18 protein-coding genes are annotated in these 17,374 nt (G+C 73.1%); 7 read left to right on the top strand and 11 right to left on the bottom strand.

Annotation, left to right across the window (positions count from 1 at the left end; translation table 11 throughout):
- Positions 1–13 precede the first annotated feature (13 nt).
- The 3 genes from ABZS77_RS10405 to ABZS77_RS10415 form a co-directional block, all read right to left on the bottom strand.
- Positions 14–1,681 (bottom strand): fumarate hydratase, encoded by a 1,668-nt coding sequence (locus ABZS77_RS10405; RefSeq protein ID WP_354820328.1) that lies wholly within the window; start codon positions 1,679–1,681, stop codon positions 14–16.
- Positions 1,682–1,751: 70 nt separating this feature from the next.
- Positions 1,752–3,161, bottom strand: coding sequence for a PQQ-binding-like beta-propeller repeat protein (locus tag ABZS77_RS10410; protein ID WP_354820499.1), 1,410 nt, complete (start codon positions 3,159–3,161; stop codon positions 1,752–1,754).
- 137 nt (positions 3,162–3,298) lie between these two features.
- Complete coding sequence (locus ABZS77_RS10415) at positions 3,299–3,805, bottom strand: Lrp/AsnC family transcriptional regulator (RefSeq protein ID WP_354820331.1); 507 nt, start codon at positions 3,803–3,805, stop codon at positions 3,299–3,301.
- A gap of 130 nt (positions 3,806–3,935) precedes the next feature.
- Between ABZS77_RS10415 and hppD the strand changes: the two genes are divergently transcribed.
- The 6 genes from hppD (at position 3,936) to ABZS77_RS10445 (ending at position 9,699) form a co-directional block, all read left to right on the top strand.
- Positions 3,936–5,141: a 4-hydroxyphenylpyruvate dioxygenase gene (gene hppD / locus ABZS77_RS10420; RefSeq protein WP_354820334.1), complete on the top strand. Its 1,206-nt coding sequence runs from the start codon at positions 3,936–3,938 to the stop codon at positions 5,139–5,141.
- Positions 5,142–5,152: 11 nt separating this feature from the next.
- Positions 5,153–5,881, top strand: coding sequence for an RDD family protein (locus ABZS77_RS10425; RefSeq protein WP_354820337.1), 729 nt, complete (start codon positions 5,153–5,155; stop codon positions 5,879–5,881).
- The gene (locus ABZS77_RS10430; protein WP_354820340.1) at positions 5,878–6,879 is read left to right on the top strand and encodes an RDD family protein; all 1,002 of its coding nucleotides are present in this window, start codon (positions 5,878–5,880) and stop codon (positions 6,877–6,879) included. Before ABZS77_RS10425 ends, ABZS77_RS10430 begins: the two co-directional genes overlap by 4 nt.
- On the top strand, positions 6,876–7,979 hold the full coding sequence (hisC, locus tag ABZS77_RS10435; protein WP_354820343.1) for a histidinol-phosphate transaminase: 1,104 nt from the start codon (positions 6,876–6,878) through the stop codon (positions 7,977–7,979). The genes ABZS77_RS10430 and hisC overlap by 4 nt, the downstream gene beginning before the upstream one ends.
- Before the next feature lie 135 nt (positions 7,980–8,114).
- On the top strand, positions 8,115–8,669 hold the full coding sequence (locus ABZS77_RS10440; protein WP_354820346.1) for a hypothetical protein: 555 nt from the start codon (positions 8,115–8,117) through the stop codon (positions 8,667–8,669).
- Positions 8,670–8,784: 115 nt separating this feature from the next.
- Positions 8,785–9,699: a hypothetical protein gene (locus ABZS77_RS10445; RefSeq protein ID WP_354820349.1), complete on the top strand. Its 915-nt coding sequence runs from the start codon at positions 8,785–8,787 to the stop codon at positions 9,697–9,699.
- Positions 9,700–9,718: 19 nt separating this feature from the next.
- Here the strand turns inward: ABZS77_RS10445 and ABZS77_RS10450 are convergent, their stop codons facing one another.
- The 6 genes from ABZS77_RS10450 to ABZS77_RS10475 all read right to left on the bottom strand — a co-directional run bounded on the left by ABZS77_RS10450 (position 9,719) and on the right by ABZS77_RS10475 (position 14,574).
- Positions 9,719–10,066 (bottom strand): LPXTG cell wall anchor domain-containing protein, encoded by a 348-nt coding sequence (locus ABZS77_RS10450; RefSeq protein ID WP_354820352.1) that lies wholly within the window; start codon positions 10,064–10,066, stop codon positions 9,719–9,721.
- Positions 10,067–10,157: 91 nt separating this feature from the next.
- Positions 10,158–11,417 (bottom strand): PQQ-binding-like beta-propeller repeat protein, encoded by a 1,260-nt coding sequence (locus tag ABZS77_RS10455; protein WP_354820355.1) that lies wholly within the window; start codon positions 11,415–11,417, stop codon positions 10,158–10,160.
- Positions 11,418–11,493: 76 nt separating this feature from the next.
- A complete protein-coding gene (locus ABZS77_RS10460) occupies positions 11,494–11,976 on the bottom strand; it encodes an SRPBCC family protein (protein WP_354820358.1) in 483 nt (160 codons plus the stop codon).
- A gap of 136 nt (positions 11,977–12,112) precedes the next feature.
- On the bottom strand, positions 12,113–12,322 hold the full coding sequence (locus ABZS77_RS10465; RefSeq protein WP_354820361.1) for a DUF397 domain-containing protein: 210 nt from the start codon (positions 12,320–12,322) through the stop codon (positions 12,113–12,115).
- A 189-nt stretch (positions 12,323–12,511) separates the two neighbouring features.
- On the bottom strand, positions 12,512–13,708 hold the full coding sequence (fahA, locus tag ABZS77_RS10470) for a fumarylacetoacetase (RefSeq protein ID WP_354820364.1): 1,197 nt from the start codon (positions 13,706–13,708) through the stop codon (positions 12,512–12,514).
- On the bottom strand, positions 13,705–14,574 hold the full coding sequence (locus tag ABZS77_RS10475) for a hypothetical protein (RefSeq protein ID WP_354820367.1): 870 nt from the start codon (positions 14,572–14,574) through the stop codon (positions 13,705–13,707). Before ABZS77_RS10475 ends, fahA begins: the two co-directional genes overlap by 4 nt.
- Before the next feature lie 94 nt (positions 14,575–14,668).
- Between ABZS77_RS10475 and ABZS77_RS10480 the strand changes: the two genes are divergently transcribed.
- Positions 14,669–15,838 carry a homogentisate 1,2-dioxygenase domain-containing protein gene (locus ABZS77_RS10480; RefSeq protein ID WP_354820370.1) on the top strand — a complete coding sequence of 390 codons (1,170 nt, stop codon included), beginning with the start codon at positions 14,669–14,671 and terminating at the stop codon, positions 15,836–15,838.
- Between the two features lie 3 nt (positions 15,839–15,841).
- Here the strand turns inward: ABZS77_RS10480 and ABZS77_RS10485 are convergent, their stop codons facing one another.
- Complete coding sequence (locus ABZS77_RS10485) at positions 15,842–16,870, bottom strand: tetratricopeptide repeat protein (protein WP_354820373.1); 1,029 nt, start codon at positions 16,868–16,870, stop codon at positions 15,842–15,844.
- A 10-nt stretch (positions 16,871–16,880) separates the two neighbouring features.
- Positions 16,881–17,366 carry a 2-C-methyl-D-erythritol 2,4-cyclodiphosphate synthase gene (gene ispF / locus ABZS77_RS10490; protein ID WP_354820502.1) on the bottom strand — a complete coding sequence of 162 codons (486 nt, stop codon included), beginning with the start codon at positions 17,364–17,366 and terminating at the stop codon, positions 16,881–16,883.
- Between the last annotated feature and the right edge of the window lie 8 nt (positions 17,367–17,374).

The raw sequence follows: 17,374 nt of genomic DNA on the forward strand, positions 1-17,374 counted from the left end.
CGTACGGGTCGCGTCAGCGACGGCCGACGGTGAGCACCGGCTTGGTGACCTCGGCGAAGAAGTCGTTGCCCTTGTCGTCGACCACGATGAAGGCGGGGAAGTCCTCCACCTCGATCTTCCAGACGGCCTCCATGCCCAGCTCGGCGTATTCGAGCACCTCGACGTGCTTGATGCAGTCCTGGGCGAGGCGGGCAGCGGGGCCGCCGATGGAACCGAGGTAGAAGCCGCCGTGCTGCTGGCAGGAGCGGGTCACCTGACCGGAGCGGTTGCCCTTGGCCAGCATCACCTGCGAGCCGCCGGCGGCCTGGAACTTCTCCACGTAGGCGTCCATCCGGCCGGCGGTGGTGGGGCCGAAGGAGCCGGACGCGTACCCCTCGGGGGTCTTTGCGGGGCCGGCGTAGTAGACGGCGTGGTCGCGGAGGTACTGCGGCATGGGTTCGCCGGCGTCCAACCGCTCGGCGATCTTGGCGTGGGCGATGTCCCGGGCGACGACCAGCGGGCCGGACAGGGACAGCCGGGTCTTGACCGGGTACTTCGACAGTTCGGCGCGGATCTCGTCCATCGGCCGGTTCAGGTCGACCCGGACGACCATCTCACCGTCGAGGGAGTCGTCGGTGACGTCGGGCAGGAACCGCGCCGGGTCGGTTTCGAGGCGTTCCAGCCACACACCCGACGGGGTGATCTTGGCGACGGCCTGCCGGTCGGCGGAGCAGGAGACGGCGATCGCCACCGGGCAGGAAGCGCCGTGCCGGGGCAGCCGGACCACCCGTACGTCGTGGCAGAAGTACCGGCCACCGAACTGGGCGCCGATGCCGAAGTTGCGGGTCAGCTCCAGCACCTGCGCCTCCAGCTCCAGGTCCCGGAAGCCGTGCGCGCTCATCGAGCCGGCGGTGGGCAGCGCGTCGAGGTACTTCGCGCTCGCGTACTTCGCGGTCTTCAGCGCGTACTCGGCGGAGGTGCCGCCGATGACGATGGCCAGGTGGTACGGCGGGCAGGCGGCGGTGCCGATCAGCCGGAGCTTCTCCTCCAGGAACTGCATCATCCGCGTCGGGTTGAGCAGCGCCTTGGTCTCCTGGTAGAGGTACGACTTGTTGGCCGAACCGCCGCCCTTGGCCATGAACAGGAACTTGTACGCGTCGGGGTGCCCGTCCGGGTCCTCGGCGTACAGGTCCACCTGGGCGGGCAGGTTGCTGCCGGTGTTCCGCTCGTCCCACATGGTCAGCGGGGCGAGCTGCGAGTAGCGCAGGTTCAGTCGCGTGTATGCCTGGTAGACGCCCCGCGAGATGGCCTCGGCGTCGGCCCCGTCGGTCAGTACGTGCCGGCCACGCTTGCCCATCACGATCGCGGTGCCGGTGTCCTGGCACATGGGCAGTACCCCGCCGGCGGCGATGTTGGCGTTGCGCAGCAGGTCCAGTGCGACGAACCGGTCGTTCGGCGAGGCGGCCGGGTCGTCGATGATCGACCGGAGCTGGGCCAGGTGCGCCGGGCGCAGGAAGTGCGCGATGTCGTGCATCGCCTCGGCGGTCAGCGCGGTGAGCGCGGCCGGCTCCACGGTGAGGAACCGGCGGCCCCCGGGGCCGTGTACGACGTCCACGCCCTCGTCGGTGACCAGGCGGTATTCCGTCTGGTCGGGGCCGGTCGGCAGGAGGGGGGCGTACGAGAATGCGGCGGCACTGCTCATGAGCGGCAAGCCTAGGGCAGACCGGCCGATCATTCCCACCCGCCGGGCTGCGTCTGGGACGCCGCTCTCATCAGCCGTCCTTGCCGCCGCCCGGGTCGGGGCAGAGTTCCCGTTTGGGTCCGCAGTCGTCGCCGCCGTCCGGTCCGCCGGGGCCGGTGCCGCCGGGGCGCGGGACACCGCCGTCGCCGGGACGCCCGGGGGTGCCCGCGGAGGCGCCGAAGCGGATGTAGCCGATCTCCCGCCCCTCCCCGATGATCATGCCTCGTGGCCCGACGGCGAGGGCGTTCGCCGAGGTCCGCACGACGGCCAGCTCCCGACCCGTGCGCGGGTCCAGCGCGGTCAACCGGGACGGCTTCTCGTCGGCGATCAGCGCCGCGTACGGCGTGAGCGCAGCACCGGCCTTGCCGCTGGCGGGGCGGGTCCACAGCACCCGGTCGGTGCCGAGTTCACGGGTCACCACCGACCGCTTGTCGGCGGCCCGGAACACCGCGTACCGGTCGTCGACGGCGACGAGTCGGGTGCCCGGTTCGCCGACCCACAGCAGCCGCCCGTCGTACCCGTCGAGGACCGCCTCGCGGCCGTCCGCGCCGACGCCGATCAGCACGTTCCGCGCGCCCTGCGGGTCCTCGCGCTGCGCGCAGCCGGCGTTGTCGGCGGTCCGCAGGTTGACGCCGGCCCGCTGCCAGGCCTCCTCCCCGGTGGCCGGGTCGCGGGCGGAGATCGCGAAGTAGCAGGACCCGTCCTGCGAGCGGGCGGCGATCCGCAGCATCCGGCCGCCCACCACCGAGAGCCGCTCGTCCTGGCCGGGCTCCACGTTCTGCAGGACGCGGCCCGTGGCGGTGTCGACGACGTGCACCCGACCGTCGACGGGGAAGCCGAGCAGCGGCGGCACCGACTCGGGGCCGGCGACACCGTCGTCGACGCGGGGGGCGGTGAGCCGGCGGGTGCCGCGCAGCCCCGGGTTGTCGGCGAGCAGGCCGCTGTGCACGCCGGGCAGGAACGCCGTCCACAGTGGCGTGGTGCCGCGCGGGTCCCAGGCGCTCAGGGTGCAGTCGGTGGCGTCCGTGCAGCTGGCGTCCAGCAGCAGGTTGCGGTACGTCCAGACGGCCACCGCGTCGTTGTCGCGCCGCCGTGTCGCCCCGGTGGCCGGGTCGAGCAGCTCGTACCCCTTGACCAGCAGCTTGCCCACGGCGACGACCGGGTCCCGGTCACCGCCGGCGACCGCCGACCAGTCCGCCTTGCGCTCCCAGAGCTGGGCGCCGGTGGCCAGGCTGCGGGCCTCGACCCGGGTACGCTGCTCCACCACGACGGTGTCGCCGGCGATCGTCACGCTGCGCGGGGTGCCGCCGATGCGCTGTTGCCAGACCACGTCCGGCTCGGAGATCGGATCGCTGCGGTCGACCCAGTCCCACAGGCCGGGGAACGGGTTCCAGACGCCGGTGGCGGCGAGGGCGACGACCACGGCGAGACCGAGCAGCAGCCCACCGCGCACGCTCCCCTTCGCCACACCGCACACCGTAGCCAGGTTCAGGGATCTTCCGTACGCCCGCGCCGCCGTGTCGCCACGCTTTCTGGGCCCGAAGGTGTTAACGGGGGGCCCTTCCTCTACTGGAAGCGTTAGGAAGGTGCCCTTCCTTCGGTGCGAACGGCGCTGCGGACCAACGGCAATGTGCGGTACGGGATCTGCTCGGCCAGCGCGATGATCGTGGACGCCCGGGTGATGCCGGCGGACGAGACGATCTGGTCGATGACGCGTTGCAGGTCGGTGTTGGAGCGGGCCACGATCCGGCAGAGCAGGTCGCTGGAGCCGGTGATGGTGTGCGCCTCCAGCACCTCGGGGATCGCGGCGAGGTGGGCGGTGACCGGGTCGTGGCCGTGCCGCTGGCTGATCTCCAGGGTGACGAAGCTGGTCACCCCGAACCCGATCGCGGCCGGTGAGATCTCCGGGCCGAAGCCGCCGATGACGCCCCTGTCGACCAGCTTGTCGAGGCGGGCCTGCACGGTGCCCCGGGCCACGCCGAGCCGCCGGGAGCACTCCAGCACCCCGATCCGCGGCTCCTCGGCGAGTAGTTCGATCAAGCGGACGTCGAGCGCGTCGAGCTGTACAGTCTGCTCACCCTCCATGGGTTCAGACCATACCGAATGCACAACCTGACCAGCGTTTACGCCGACAGTTGCCCACCTGATGCCGGCGCGGCGATCCTTCGGTCAACAACCGGCCCACGAGGCCGGCCGGTACGCGAGGGAGGCCACCATGACCCAGGCGATCGACCGACCCCAGTCGACCGAGGACGTCGACGTCGACCGGCTCGTCGGCGCTGTCGACCACGACATCAGCCACGACCCGTTCCCGGTCCGGGGCCTCGACCACGTGCACTTCCTGGTCGGCAACGCCAAGCAGGCCGCGCACTACTACTCCACCGCGTTCGGCATGACCTGCGTGGCGTACCGCGGCCCCGAGCAGGGCTACCGCGACCACGCCCAGTACGTGCTGACCAGCGGCTCGGCCCGGTTCGTCCTGACCGGCGCGGTGCGCCCGGACGCCGACGGCGCCGAGCACGTGGCCCGGCACAGCGACGGGGTCAGCGACATCGCGCTGGAGGTTCCGGACGTCGACGCCGCGTACGCGCACGCCGTCGCGCAGGGCGCCCGGAGCGTCGTCGAGCCGCACGAGGTGAGCGACGAGAACGGCACGGTCCGGATGGCCGCCATCGCCGCGTACGGCGACACCCGGCACACGCTGGTCGACCGGTCCCGCTACACCGGCCCGTTCCTGCCCGGCTTCGTGGCCCGCGGCCCGATCGTGGACCGGCAGCCCATGATCGACGCCGGCATCCAGCCGAAGCGCTTCTTCCAGGCCGTCGACCACGTGGTCGGCAACGTGGAGCTGGGCCGGATGGACGAGTGGGTCGAGTTCTACAAGCGGGTGATGGGCTTCTCCAACATGGCGGAGTTCATCGGCGACGACATCGCCACCGACTACTCGGCGCTGATGAGCAAGGTCGTGGCGAACGGCACCCGCAAGGTGAAGTTCCCGCTCAACGAGCCGGCGGTGGCCCGCAAGAAGTCGCAGATCGACGAGTACCTGGAGTTCTACCAGGGCCCGGGCGCCCAGCACATCGCGGTCGCCACCAACGACATCGTGGCCAGCGTCGACGCGATGCGGGCCGCCGGCGTCGAGTTCCTGGACACCCCCGACTCGTACTACGACGACCCGGAGCTGCGCGGCCGGATCGGCAACGTGCGGGTGCCGATCGAGGAACTGAAGGCCCGCAAGATCCTGGTCGACCGGGACGAGGACGGCTACCTGCTCCAGATCTTCACCAAGCCGGTGCAGGACCGCCCCACCGTCTTCTTCGAGCTGATCGAGCGACACGGCTCGCTGGGCTTCGGCAAGGGCAACTTCAAGGCGCTGTTCGAGGCGATCGAGCGGGAGCAGGAAGCGCGCGGCAACCTGTAACACTTGCGAGCGTGACGCAGCCTCCGTCGTACCCGACGCCGCCGGCCGGTGGGCCTCAGCCCGCCGCCGGCGGCTTCGCGCCGCCGCCCGGACCACACCCCCAGGGGTACGCCGTGCCGCCGCAGTACGCCCCACCCGGGTACGCTCCGCCGCCGCACTACCCGATGCCGCCGCACTACCCGGTGCCGCCGCAGTTCGCCGTGCCGCCGACGGTGAGCCCGGCCGGGCAGCCGCTGGCCAGCTTCGGCGACCGGCTGCTGGCCTGGCTGATCGACACGGCAGTGGCGAGCGTCGTGTCGTTGGTGCTGTTCATGCCGGTCTTCCTGGTCCTGTGGTGGCGGATGCTCACCGAGATGACCCGGACCAACCCGGACGGCACCCTGGTGGAGCCCGATCCGGGCACCTTCCTGACGGAGTTCTTCCTGCCGATCCTGCTGTTCCAGGCCGGCCTGTTCGTCGTGCTGCTCGGCCTCTACTGGCTGTATCACGTGGAGTACCTCAAGCGCGGCGGCCAGACGCTCGGCAAGAAGGTCATGAAGCTGCGGGTGGTGCCGCTCGACCCGGCCGGCACGCTCGACCGGCGGATGGCCGGCCGGCGGTGGCTCGTGCAGTACCTGGCGTGCTCCCTGGTTCCGGGCATGAGCTACGCCGACGGGTTGTGGCAGCTCTGGGACAAGCCCTGGCAGCAGTGCCTCCACGACAAGTTCGCCGGGACGGTCGTCGTTAAGGTGGCTTCGTGAGTGTGCAACCGGGTTGGTACGTCGACCCCGCCGACCCTGAGACCCGACGGTACTGGGACGGCGAGGGTTGGCTCGGCGCGCCCATTCCGGTCGACGCCACCCCGCCGGACGGGCCGCCACCGCCCGAGCCGCCGCCCGTACCGGTCGCCCCGCCGGCCCTCGAACCGGCGGCGACCGCCCCGGGCCGACCGCCGCACAGCGCGCCGAGCCACGGCGGCCAGCCGGGCCACGGCACCCACCCGCCGTACGGTGCTCAGCCGGGGCAGGGGCCGGGTTGGGCACCGCAGGCCGGTCCGCCCGGATGGTCGCCGCAGGGCGCCCCTCCCGGCTGGTCGCCGCAGGGCGCCCCTCCCGGCTGGTCGCCGCAGGGCGTGCCACCCGGCTGGCCGGGCCGTCCGCCGGAGCCCCGCCCGCACGGGCTGAGGCTGGCCGGCTACGGCCGCCGCTTCGCCGCCCGGCTGATCGACTTCACGATCGTCTTCGCCCTGAACGCCCTGGTGAACGGCTGGTTCGTCTGGCGGCTGATCGAGGAGATGCTGCCGTACTGGCGGGAGGTGATCCGGCGGGCGTTCGCCGGCGACACCTCCACCGACGACCTGCCGCAGATCGGTGAGCAGGCGGGGCTGCTCCAGGTGGTGATCCTGCTGATCGCCACGGCGCTCTGGCTGGCGTACGAGGTGCCCGCCATGGCGTCCCACGGGCAGACCTTCGGCAAGCGGGTGATGCGGATCCGTGCCGTGCCCCTCGCCGCCGACCAGCCGCTGGGCTTCGCCCGGGCGTTCGGCCGGTGGACCACGATGGGTCTGCCCACCCTGCTCTGGTACTGCGCCGGCCTCGGCCTGGTGCTGCAACTGGTCGACGCCCTCTCCCCCCTCTTCGACCACCCGCTGCGCCAGGCGCTGCACGACAAGCGCGTGCAGACGGTCGTGGTCGAGGTCCCCGCCAGCACCGCCTCCGCCCCCTCGAACGACGAGCAGCCCCCGGGAGACACCCCATGACCGACTCCGGACGTCACCAGCCGGCGCTACGGCTGACCCGCGCCGACCTGGACGCGCTGCCCAGCTACGTGCCGGGGCGCAGTCCCGCCGACCTGGCCCGCGAGCTGGGCCTGTCCGAGGCGATCAAGCTGGCCAGCAACGAGGTGCCGTACGGCCCCCTGCCCGGCGTGGTCGAGGCGGTCACCGAGGCGGTCAGCGCCTCGCACCGCTACCCGGACATGGGCGTGGTGGCACTGCGCGACGCGCTGGCCGAGCGGTACGGCGTGGACGCCGACCGGATCGCCACCGGCTGCGGGTCGGTGGCGCTCGCCGAGCACCTGGTACGGGCCACCTGCCTGCCCGGTGACGAGCTGCTCTACTCGTGGCGGTCCTTCGAGGCGTACCCGATCATCGCGGCGACCAGCGGCGCGACGAGCGTGCGGGTGCCCAATGACGCCGGGCACGGGCACGACCTGGCGGCGATGGCCGCGGCGGTGACCGACCGGACCAGGATGATCCTGGTCTGCAACCCGAACAACCCGACCGGCACCGCGGTACGCCGCGCCGAGCTGGACCGCTTCCTCGACGCGGTGCCCGACGACGTGCTGGTGGTCATCGACGAGGCGTACCGGGAGTTCGTCACCGATCCGGAGGTGCCGGACGGCCTCGACTACCTGGACCGGCCGAACGTGGCGGTGCTGCGCACCCTGTCCAAGGCGTGGGGTCTGGCCGGGCTGCGGATCGGCTGGCTCGTCGCGCAGCCTGTGGTGGCGGCGGCGATCCGCAAGGTGGTGACGCCGTTCTCGACGAGCACGGCTGCCCAGGCCGGCGCCCTCGCGGCGCTGACCCAGGCCGCCGAGATGGAACGCCGGTGCGCGCTCGTCGTCGCCGAGCGGGACCGGGTCACCGAGGCGCTGCGCAAGTTCGTGCCGGACGTGCCGACCAGTCAGGCGAACTTCGTCTGGCTGCCGCTTGGCGATCGGGCCGTGGCGTTCGGCAGGGCGTGCGAGGCGCGCGGCGTGATCGTGCGGCCGTTCGCCGGGGACGGGGTGCGGGTCACGATCGGCACCCCGGCCGAGAACGACGCGTTCCTGGTCGCGGCGGAGGCTGCGCTGATCTGAGGGCGCACACTGTGACCATCCGGTGACATAAGACCGGTTTGTCCTGTTTGACACACTATCTGCCCTATCTTCCGAAGTAGCCGACGTGGCGAGGACCCACGTCGGCTCACTTCGAGAAGACGGGGTAAACGAACAGTGCGTACTGCCAGGATCTGTCTCGCCGGGGCGGTCGCCGCCGCGATGGTCGGCGTTCTCGCCGCGCCGGCCGCCGCCGCGCCCACCGACACCACGACCACCACGTTCGAGGTGCTGGCCGGCACCCTCGACATCGACGCGCCGGCCACCGCCGACCTCGGCTCCGGCGCTCCCGGTGGCACCATCACCGGCCAACTCGGCGCGGTGACCGTCACCGACTCCCGGGCCGGCTCCGACGCGTCCTGGACCGCCTCGGTGACGGCGACCGTCTTCCAGACCGGCACCAGCTCCCCGCCCGAGACGGTCCTCCCCGAGGAGATCAACTACTGGTCGGGTCCGGCAACTTCGACCGCCGGCACCGGCTCCTTCACCCCGGGACAGCTCACCGCCGGCGATGCCGCGCCGCTGTCCAGCACCACACCGCTCACCGCGTTCACCCACGGTGGCGGCACCGGCGGCAACACCGCCGCCTGGAACCCCACCCTGGTGGTCAACGTGCCGCTGGACAGCATCGCGGGCGTCTACACCGGCACGGTGACACATTCGGTGGCGTAGCCGCCGCGGGCGGTCGGCCCTCGCGGTCGCGCTCGCCCTGTTCTGCCTCGCCGGTCCGGGTCTGCCGACCCGGGCCGGCGCGGCCGAGCCGGACGAGGGCAGCATCGGGATCCGGTTGCTGGAGGCTCCGACCGACCGCCGCGCCGACCCCCGGGCTCTGCGCTACATCGTCGACCACCTGCCCCCGGGCACCACCATCAAGCGACAACTGTTGATCGTCAACCGCACGGCCGAGCCCCGCCGGGTCGACGTGTACCCGGCGGCGGCGACCCTGGACGGCTCGGCGTTCCGGTTCGGCGAGGGCCGAGCGGCCAACGAGCTGACCTCGTGGACCACCCTCGATCGCAGCTCGGTGGAGTTGGAGCCGTGGGGCGAGACCCGGGTCCGGGCCACCATCACGGTGCCGCCGACCACCCCGCGCGGCGAGCGGTACGGGGTGGTCTGGGCGGCCACCCGATCGGCAGCCCGACCCAGCGGCGAGATCAACCAGATTCACCGGGTCGGCGTCCGGATGTATCTCGACGTCGGCCCCGGCGGCGAGCCGGCCTCCGACTTCGCGATCGGCGAGCTGCGGCCGGCCCGCAGCCCCGAGGGCGTGCCGTCGGTGACCGTCCAGGTCACCAACACCGGCGGCCGGGCCGTGGACCTGACCGGCGCGATCGCGCTGAGCGAGGGACCGGCCGGAAGCCGGGCCGGACCGTTCCCCGTCGGGCAGGGCGTCACGCTGCCCCCGGGCGGCTCCGGGCAGGTCGTCGCCCGGCTCCCCACCGAGTTGCCGAACGGACCGTGGAAGGCCGAGGTGACCCTGGAGAGCGGAACGGTGAAGCGCGGCGCGACCGTGCGGATCGCCTTCCCCGATCCCGGTCAGGCTGGCAGGAGGGGCAGCGTCGTCTCCGGACTGCTCACCGGCTGGACCGGGGGTGCGGCCGTGGCGGCGCTGCTGCTGCTCACCACTCTCGGGGTGCTCCTGCGCCGGTCCCGGCGCGTCCCCGCCGTCCCACCCCGGGAGCGCGTCCCGGTCGACGGCTGAGACCGTTGGCGACCGCGCGTCAGCTCGGCCGGCGGCGGCGTACGGCCAGCCACCCGAGGGCCAGCAGGGTCATGCCCAGCGCGGCGAGCGGCAGGACCGGTCCACCCGGGCCGGTGACCGGCAGCTGACCACCGTGACTGGGCGTCGGGGTGGACGGATGCGGGGTCGGCGTGGTCGGGGTGGCGGTCGGCGAGGCGGGGACCACCTCGAAGGTGACCCTGGTGTCGTCCGACGGCTCGGCCCGTGCGGCGGCGAACGCGGTCGCCCGCGCCGGGTCCGACGCGAGTGCCGGCGGCACCGTCACCGCGAGGCTCGCGCTGACGGCGAGCATCCCGCCGACGAGCCATCTGGCTGCCGTTGCACCCATGCGCCAACCCCTTTTCACCGGAAACCTGAACCGTGAAAAACGTACCGTTTCCGGTCAGATGTGATGAAAGGTTCGCAGCTCAACGCCCCGATCAGGTGGCGGCGAGGATCACGGCCTCCGCGGTGAGGTAGTACCGCTGGTCGTCCCCGTCCGGGTCGACCGGCTCACGGAGCCGTTCCACCGCGACGTACCCGTCCTGCGCGGCCACCGCCCCCGGCGCCCAACCCGTACCGTCCGAGCCGACGTTGAGGGTGAAGCGCGATAGCTGGGCGCCGGTCACCGGGTCGAGCGTCACCAACTCGTTCGCCTCGGTCAGCACGTGCACCCGACCGGGCTGCACAGCGAGCACCCGCGCCGCGCCCAGACCGCCGAAGCGCCACAGCTCGGCGCCCGAACGCGCCGCCCGACCCACCGCCACCCCGTCCACCACGGCGACCGCCTGGTCACCGACGACGGTGGCGCCGGCCAGGTCCAGTGCGGGCGCGGGCACCGGCTCGCCACCGGTCAACAGCCAGCCGCGTCCGGCGGCGTCGCCCGGCCCGGCCGTCCGCACCGCCGGACAACCCGATCGACCGGTACGGCAGCCGAGCGGGGACACCACCAGCCCGTCCGCCGCCACCCCCGGCGGCCGCCAGCGCTCGCGTACCAGTCCGGTTGCCGCGTCCCGGAACTCGACAGCGGCGGATCCGGCACAGGTGTCCAGGCCGATCAACTCCCCGGCGCCGGTGGTGCCGACGTCACGGCGGCAGGAGCCGGGCAGGTCGGCCCGCCACAACTCCCGGCCGCCGGCCACCTCCACCCCCCGGGCCTCGGTAGCGCTGGTGACCACGAGCACCGTCCGGCCGTCCGCGAGGTCGGTGACGTAGAGCCCGGGCGGATCCCAGACGGTGGCCGCGCCGGTCCGTCGCACCACCGCGCCGCCCTCGGCCGGCGGCGGCCCCCCGGACCGCCACAACACCCGACCGGACGACGCGTCGAGCGCCACCAACCGGCCGTCGGACCAACGACTCACCACGGTACGGCCGCTGGCCACGACCCCGCTCAGCTCCGCCGGCCAGCGCCGGAACGACCAGAACGGCGAGGTGCGGTACCGCCCGTCGACGGGCCGGTCGGCGTAGACCTGACGGTGCGCCGCGTACACCCGCAGCCGGTCCTCCACGATCAGCGGGGCGGCGGGCAGCCGGCCGATCACGCCGGGGGCGGGTCGGGGTGCGGCCGGGTAGTCACCCCGGGCCACCGTGCTCACCTCGGCCGGCGCGAGCACCCGGTGGACGACGACCGCGACGACCGCGACGGCGAGCAACGCCGCGACCGCCACCATCAGCCGTCGCCGGCCCTTCGGGAACCCCATGCCGCACCTCCGCCCGGCACCCTACCCAGCGGAGCCCGCCGGAGCCCGGTCAGGTCGCGCCGCCCGGCGGGGCGGGTCAGGCCGCTTCGACAGCGCCGGAGGGCGATGCCGCGACGGTCAGGTCGGCGAGATCACGCCGCAACGCCACCTCGACCGCGCGGGCGGCGAGCCCGCCGAGCAGCAGGGCCACCACCCGGGGGTACGGAGCGGTCGGCACCGCCTCCTGCGTGACGGTCACCGCCGTGCAGCCTCGACGACGGCGGCGGACCGGCCGCAGGGTCCAGGTGATCCGGTAGTCCACGTCGGCGCCCGACGAACAGAGCACCAGCCGATGCGGGGCGAGCGCCTCCACCACCAGGAACTCCTCGGTCAGCGTGCCGCCACCGGGCTGGGCGCGCTCCTCCCGCCAGGCGGTGCCCGGCCCGAACGGACCGGGGGTGAGCAGCTCGGTCGGGCCGGCGGCGGTCATGCGGGCCGCCCGGCCGGGAAGGTCGGTCAGCAGACGCCAGACATCGACGGCGTGCGCCTCGATGAACCCGGTTACCGCCACCGTCGACATGCCACCTCCCGTGTCGTCGACGGTACGCGGGGTGAACGCCGGACGGGGCCCCCGGGACGGAATTTCCACCACCCGGAGGCCCCGCTGTCCGTTCAGGCGGCCGCGTCGTACCGGTCGACCGGTGCGACGCCGCCGCTCAGCGTTCGAAGCGACCGGCCTGGATCGCTCCGATGAACGCTGTCCACCCCGGCGGGCTGACGGCCAGTGTGGGACCGGTCTGGTCCTTGGAGTCGCGGACCGCGACCACGCCGAGAACGTCGACCAGGTTGTCGGCCACCTCCACGCAGAGCCCCTGGTCGTTGGAGCGGCTACTGGTACGCCAGACCGCGCGCGCGAGATCGTGCATCGTCGTCTACCTCCGTGTGCGATGGGTTGCCCCACCGCCGGCGTCCGGGCGGGGGCCCGGCCCGTACCGCGCGGTGGAGCGACGGAATCCGCGACGATCAACGCGGCAACCTGCCCTGGTTATCGCACAGTCGGTGCGATCATCAGTCCCGCCGACGAGACAGAAGACCGACCCTGCCCGGCCCGACGCTCAGCGCGCCGGTCGAACCGTCCCGGTGACCTCGCCGAGGGCGATGGTGGTGCCGTCCGGGCCGGGCGCGGTCGCGGTGACGGTCACCGTGTCGCCGTCGGCGAGGAAGGTGCGGGCGTCGTCGCCGAGCTTCACCGGCTCCGCCCCGCCCCAGGTCAGTTCCAGGAACGAGCCGACCTGCGACCGCTCCGGGCCGGAGACGGTGCCCGAGGCGTACATGTCGCCGGTGCGCAGCGACGCGCCGTTGACGGTGAGGTGCGCCAACTGCTGGGCCGGCGTCCAGTACATGGTGGCGAAGGGTGGCTCGCTGACCCGTTCGCCGTTCCACTCGACCGCGAGGCGCAGGTCGAGGCCGAGGTGCGGCACGTCGCGCAGGTAGTCGACCACCGGCGGGTCCTGGTCGGGGGCGGGCACGAACGCGTCGGCGAGCGCGTCCAGCGGCGTCACCCAGGCCGAGACCGAGGTGGCGAAGGACTTGCCCAGGAAGGGGCCGAGGGGCTGGTACTCCCAGGCCTGGATGTCCCGGGCCGACCAGTCGTTGACCAGCACCACGCCGAAGACGTGGTCGGCGAAGTCGTCGACACCCACCCGGTCGCCCAGCCCGCTCGGCACGCCCACCACGAAACCGACCTCGGCCTCGATGTCGAGGCGTACCGACGGGCCGGTGACCGGGCCCTCGGCCGAGGCGCGCTGGCCGGTCGGCCGGATCACCGGCGTACCGGAGACGACGACAGTCCCGGCCCGCCCGTGGTAGCCGATCGGCAGGTGCTTCCAGTTCGGCAGCAGCGGCGGCTGACCCGGGCGGAAGATCTGCCCGACGTTCGACGCGTGGTGCTCGGAGGAGTAGAAGTCGACGTAGTCGGCCACCTCGAACGGCAGCAGCAGCTCCACCTCGTCCAGCGGCACCAGCAGCGGCTCCACGGCGGGGCGGTGCGTCGGGTCGGTCAGCAACTCGGTGATCCGCTGCCGCACCGACGTCCACTGCGGACGGCCCAGCGCCATGAACTCGTTCAGGGTGGGGCGGCACAACGACCCGGCCGCCAGGACGAGATCCGCGGTCTCCGCGCCGGCCAGGTCGAGCACCCACGACCCGATCCGTACGCCGATCCGGGGCTGCCCCCCGTCGGTCCGGAACACCCCGTACGGCAGGTTCGTCACCCCGTACGGCGAACCGTCAGCGCCGGTCACCCAGGTCATGTGTCGTAGCCCCCGTTCACCAGCCCCAGCCGGATCAGATCGGTAAGTGGTTCCAGGATGCTGCACGAGCCGAAGCCCACCCACAGGGGGCGGGGCGCGTCGAGCCGCCCGTTCAGGTGTTCCAGCAGCGGGCGCGGATCGACCACGGTCAGCAGCTCGGCGACGGCGCGTACCCCGGCGCCGCCGGCGGCGGCGAGCGTGGCGGCCAGCACGTTGGCGTACCCGTGGTGGGTGAAGCCGGTCTCCGGGTCGAGGTGCCGGACCGCCTCGTGCAGCCCGGCGGTGAGCTTGAACGGCAGGTCCCGGTCCCGGCAGGCGCAGATCACGGCGGCCAGTTCGGCCGGGGTGGGGAACAGCTCGGCGGCCAGACCGCCGGTGCGGAACTTCGCCGCGATCGGCACCCCGTCGGCGCGGGCGGCGGCGAGCGCGTCGAGCGCGCCGATCAGCCCGAAGGTCAGTGGCAGCTCGGCGTAGACGGCCTCGACGTCGGGCGTCGTGGCGGTCGTCCGTAACAGGTGGGTGATGCCGGGCAGCGGGTCCTCGCCCCGCTTGGCGACGGCGACCTCGATCTGCCGGACGGCGACACCGTCGGGTGCCAGGAGCGGGAGCGCGGCCGGCAGGCCGGCGATGCCGGTGTCCCCGATCAGCCCGACCACCAGGCGTTCGGCCGGGTCGACGAGGCCGCTCAGCTTGCCGGCCACCACGGTCGAGGCGGGGACGAGCAGCGGGCCGACCAGGTCGGCGTACCAGGCGGCGCGGTGTCGACGGTGGGCGGTCAGCGCGTCGGGGAGCGCGGCGCTGCCCGGCGGGAAGACGGCGGCGTCGTCCACCAGGCCGTCGAGGAGTGCGGGCACCTGCGTTGACACGGAACAAGAATCTACGGGACGCTACAAGGAACGGACAACAGCGTCCGATTATCGGACGTCTTCGACCGGTGAACGGGACATATCGGGAGGCGAGATGCCGTACTACCGCAGCGTCGGCGAGGTGCCCCGCAAGCGCCACACCCAGTTCCGCCAACCCGACGGCAGCCTCTACGCCGAGGAGCTGATGGGCCAGGAGGGCTTCTCCTCCGACTCGTCCCTGCTCTACCACCGGTACGCGCCCACCGCGATCCTCGCCGCCGACGAGTTCACCCCGCCCACGTTCACCCGGGCACCGAACCTGCCGCTCAAACCCCGCCACCTGCGCACCCACAAGCTCGACACCGGCGGCGCCGACCCGATCCTCGGCCGGCAGTACCTCCTCGCCAACGACGACGTGCGCATCAGCTACGTGCTCGCCGACCGGCCGTCGCCACTGTTCCGCGACGCCACGGGCGACCACTGCCTCTACGTCGAGGCCGGCACGATGCGGGTCGAGTCGCCGTTCGGCGCGCTGGACGCGGTCGCCGGCGACTACGTCGTCATCCCCACCTCGACCATCCACCGGCTCGTGCCCACCGGCGACCAGCCCGTCCGACTGCTCACCGTCGAGGCGGCCGGGCACATCGGCCCACCCAAGCGGTACCTCTCCGTCCGCGGCCAGTTCCTGGAGCACTCCCCGTACTGCGAACGCGACGTCCGCGGTCCGGACGCCCCGCTGCTCGTCGACGGCGAGGAGGTCGAGGTGCTGGTCCGCCACCGGCGCGGGTGGACGCGGTACGTCTACGCGAACCACCCGTTCGACGTGGTGGGCTGGGACGGGCACCTCTACCCGTGGGCGTTCTCCATCCACGACTTCGAGCCGATCACCGGCCGCATCCACCAGCCCCCGCCGGTGCACCAGACCTTCCAGGGCCCCAACTTCGTCATCTGCTCCTTCGTGCCCCGCAAGGTCGACTACCACCCCGACGCGATCCCGGTGCCGTACAACCACCACAACGTCGACTCCGACGAGATGCTCTTCTACACCGGCGGCAACTACGAGGCCCGGCGCGGCTCCGGCATCGAGCAGGGGTCGATCTCCCTGCATCCGTCCGGCTTCACCCACGGCCCGCAGCCCGGTGCCGCCGAGCGCTCCATCGGCGCGGAGCACTTCGACGAGCTGGCCGTCATGGTCGACACGTTCCGCCCGCTGGACCTCTGCGACGCGGCCCGCACCTGCGAGGACGACGGGTACGCCTGGACGTGGGCGCGGTCGGCGACCTGACGGTCAGCGGAAGGTGGTTCTGGTGAAGATGGCGAACTCGGCCACCGCTGTCGCGGCGATGGCGAGCACCAGCGGCCACGGCGAACCGACCACCGCGTACACCAGGAGCAGCACCGGCGCGGCGGCCGCCGCGTAGACCGCCAGGGCCATCGCCCGGTCCGAGTGCAGCAGGGCGGGCAGGACGGTCCGGGTCAGTCCCGGCAGGCGCGCGGCGAGACGCCAGACCACGACCCCACCGGTCAGCGCGGCCAGCACCGCGACGACGCGGGAGAGCCCGCCGTTGGCCGCCGCCGCGAACGCCACCAGCACCGCCGCGATCAACGACCAGCCCGCGCCGTACAGCACCAGCCGGTGCAGGCCGTACGCGATGGTCCGCCCGGAGTCCATCCGACTCGGGCCGATCGTGACCGTCTCGGCGACCTGCGCCAACGCCTGCGACCAGCGGCGCTGCTCCAGGCGGATGACACCCACGTCGTGGGAGACGTCGGCGAGGCGCGGGTCGAGCCGCAACGCCTCCCCGTAGGCCCGCTCGGCCAGGTCGAACAACTCGAGCCGGGCGGCGACCAGGCCGAGCACGAGGTGCGCCTGCGGTTCGTCAGGCGCCAGCTCGACCCCCCGCCAGGCCGCGTTCAGCGCCGGCTGGCCGTTGCGCGAGTCGGCGAGGATCGCCGCCGCGCTGCGCTGGGCGTACGCGTCGGCGGGGCCGAGGGTGAGGAGCCGGTCGGCGGTGGCGGCGGCCTCCGGGTACCGCTCCAGGTCGGCCAGCGCCATGGCACGCGTGACAAGCGACGGAAGGGCGTCCGGTGCGGTGGCGAGGGCCGTGTCGGCGGCGGTGAGCGCGTCCGCCGGTCGGCCGGCGGCGAGGTGCACCCGGGCCAGCATGGTGAGGGCGGCGACGTCGTGCGGTTGGAGGGCCAGCCCGTAGGTCAACTCCCCCGCCGCCTCGTCGTGGCGGCCGAGCTCGGCGAGGAGCTGGGCGCGCTGCACGTAGCCGTCGGCGGCGGACTGCTCGGGGGTGGGGTCGCTGGACATCGCGGCGAGCCTAGGCGGCCGGGGCGTCGTACACCAACGCCACCGCAATGCCGGCCAACCCTTCCTCACGGCCGGTGAAACCGAGACCGTCGGTGGTCGCGGCGGAGAGGGTCACCGGGGCGCCGACGGCGGCGGAGAGCACCTGCTGGGCCTCGTCCCGACGACGGCTGATCTTGGGCCGGTTGCCGACGACCTGCACGGAGACGTTGCCGATCTCCAGGCCAGCGGCCCGTACCCGGCGGGCCGTCTCGGTCAGCAGGGCCACCCCGGACGCCCCGGCCCACTCCGGTTGACCCACCCCGAAGACCGACCCGAGATCACCGAGACCGGCGGCGGAGAGCAGCGCGTTGCAGGCGGCGTGCGCGGCCACGTCGGCGTCCGAGTGCCCGGCCAGGCCGTCCTGGTCGGGCCAGAGCAGGCCCGCCACCCAGCAGGGCCGGCCCGGCTCGAACGCGTGCACGTCGGTGCCGATGGCCACCCGGGGAACGATCATGATCAGAGGGT

This window comes from Micromonospora sp. NPDC005298 (genome assembly GCF_040607375.1).
Lineage (GTDB): Bacteria > Actinomycetota > Actinomycetes > Mycobacteriales > Micromonosporaceae > Micromonospora.

Coding starts and splice junctions, on each gene's coding strand:
- ABZS77_RS10450 (WP_354820352.1), bottom strand. CDS start 10,066: ATGGGTGCAACGGCAGCCAGATGGCTCGTCGGCGGGATGCTCGCCGTC.
- ABZS77_RS10480 (WP_354820370.1), top strand. CDS start 14,669: ATGCCGTACTACCGCAGCGTCGGCGAGGTGCCCCGCAAGCGCCACACC.
- ABZS77_RS10405 (WP_354820328.1), bottom strand. CDS start 1,681: ATGAGCAGTGCCGCCGCATTCTCGTACGCCCCCCTCCTGCCGACCGGC.
- ABZS77_RS10485 (WP_354820373.1), bottom strand. CDS start 16,870: ATGTCCAGCGACCCCACCCCCGAGCAGTCCGCCGCCGACGGCTACGTG.
- ABZS77_RS10465 (WP_354820361.1), bottom strand. CDS start 12,322: ATGCACGATCTCGCGCGCGCGGTCTGGCGTACCAGTAGCCGCTCCAAC.
- ABZS77_RS10455 (WP_354820355.1), bottom strand. CDS start 11,417: ATGGGGTTCCCGAAGGGCCGGCGACGGCTGATGGTGGCGGTCGCGGCG.
- fahA (WP_354820364.1), bottom strand. CDS start 13,708: ATGACCTGGGTGACCGGCGCTGACGGTTCGCCGTACGGGGTGACGAAC.
- hppD (WP_354820334.1), top strand. CDS start 3,936: ATGACCCAGGCGATCGACCGACCCCAGTCGACCGAGGACGTCGACGTC.
- hisC (WP_354820343.1), top strand. CDS start 6,876: ATGACCGACTCCGGACGTCACCAGCCGGCGCTACGGCTGACCCGCGCC.
- ABZS77_RS10460 (WP_354820358.1), bottom strand. CDS start 11,976: ATGTCGACGGTGGCGGTAACCGGGTTCATCGAGGCGCACGCCGTCGAT.
- ABZS77_RS10415 (WP_354820331.1), bottom strand. CDS start 3,805: ATGGAGGGTGAGCAGACTGTACAGCTCGACGCGCTCGACGTCCGCTTG.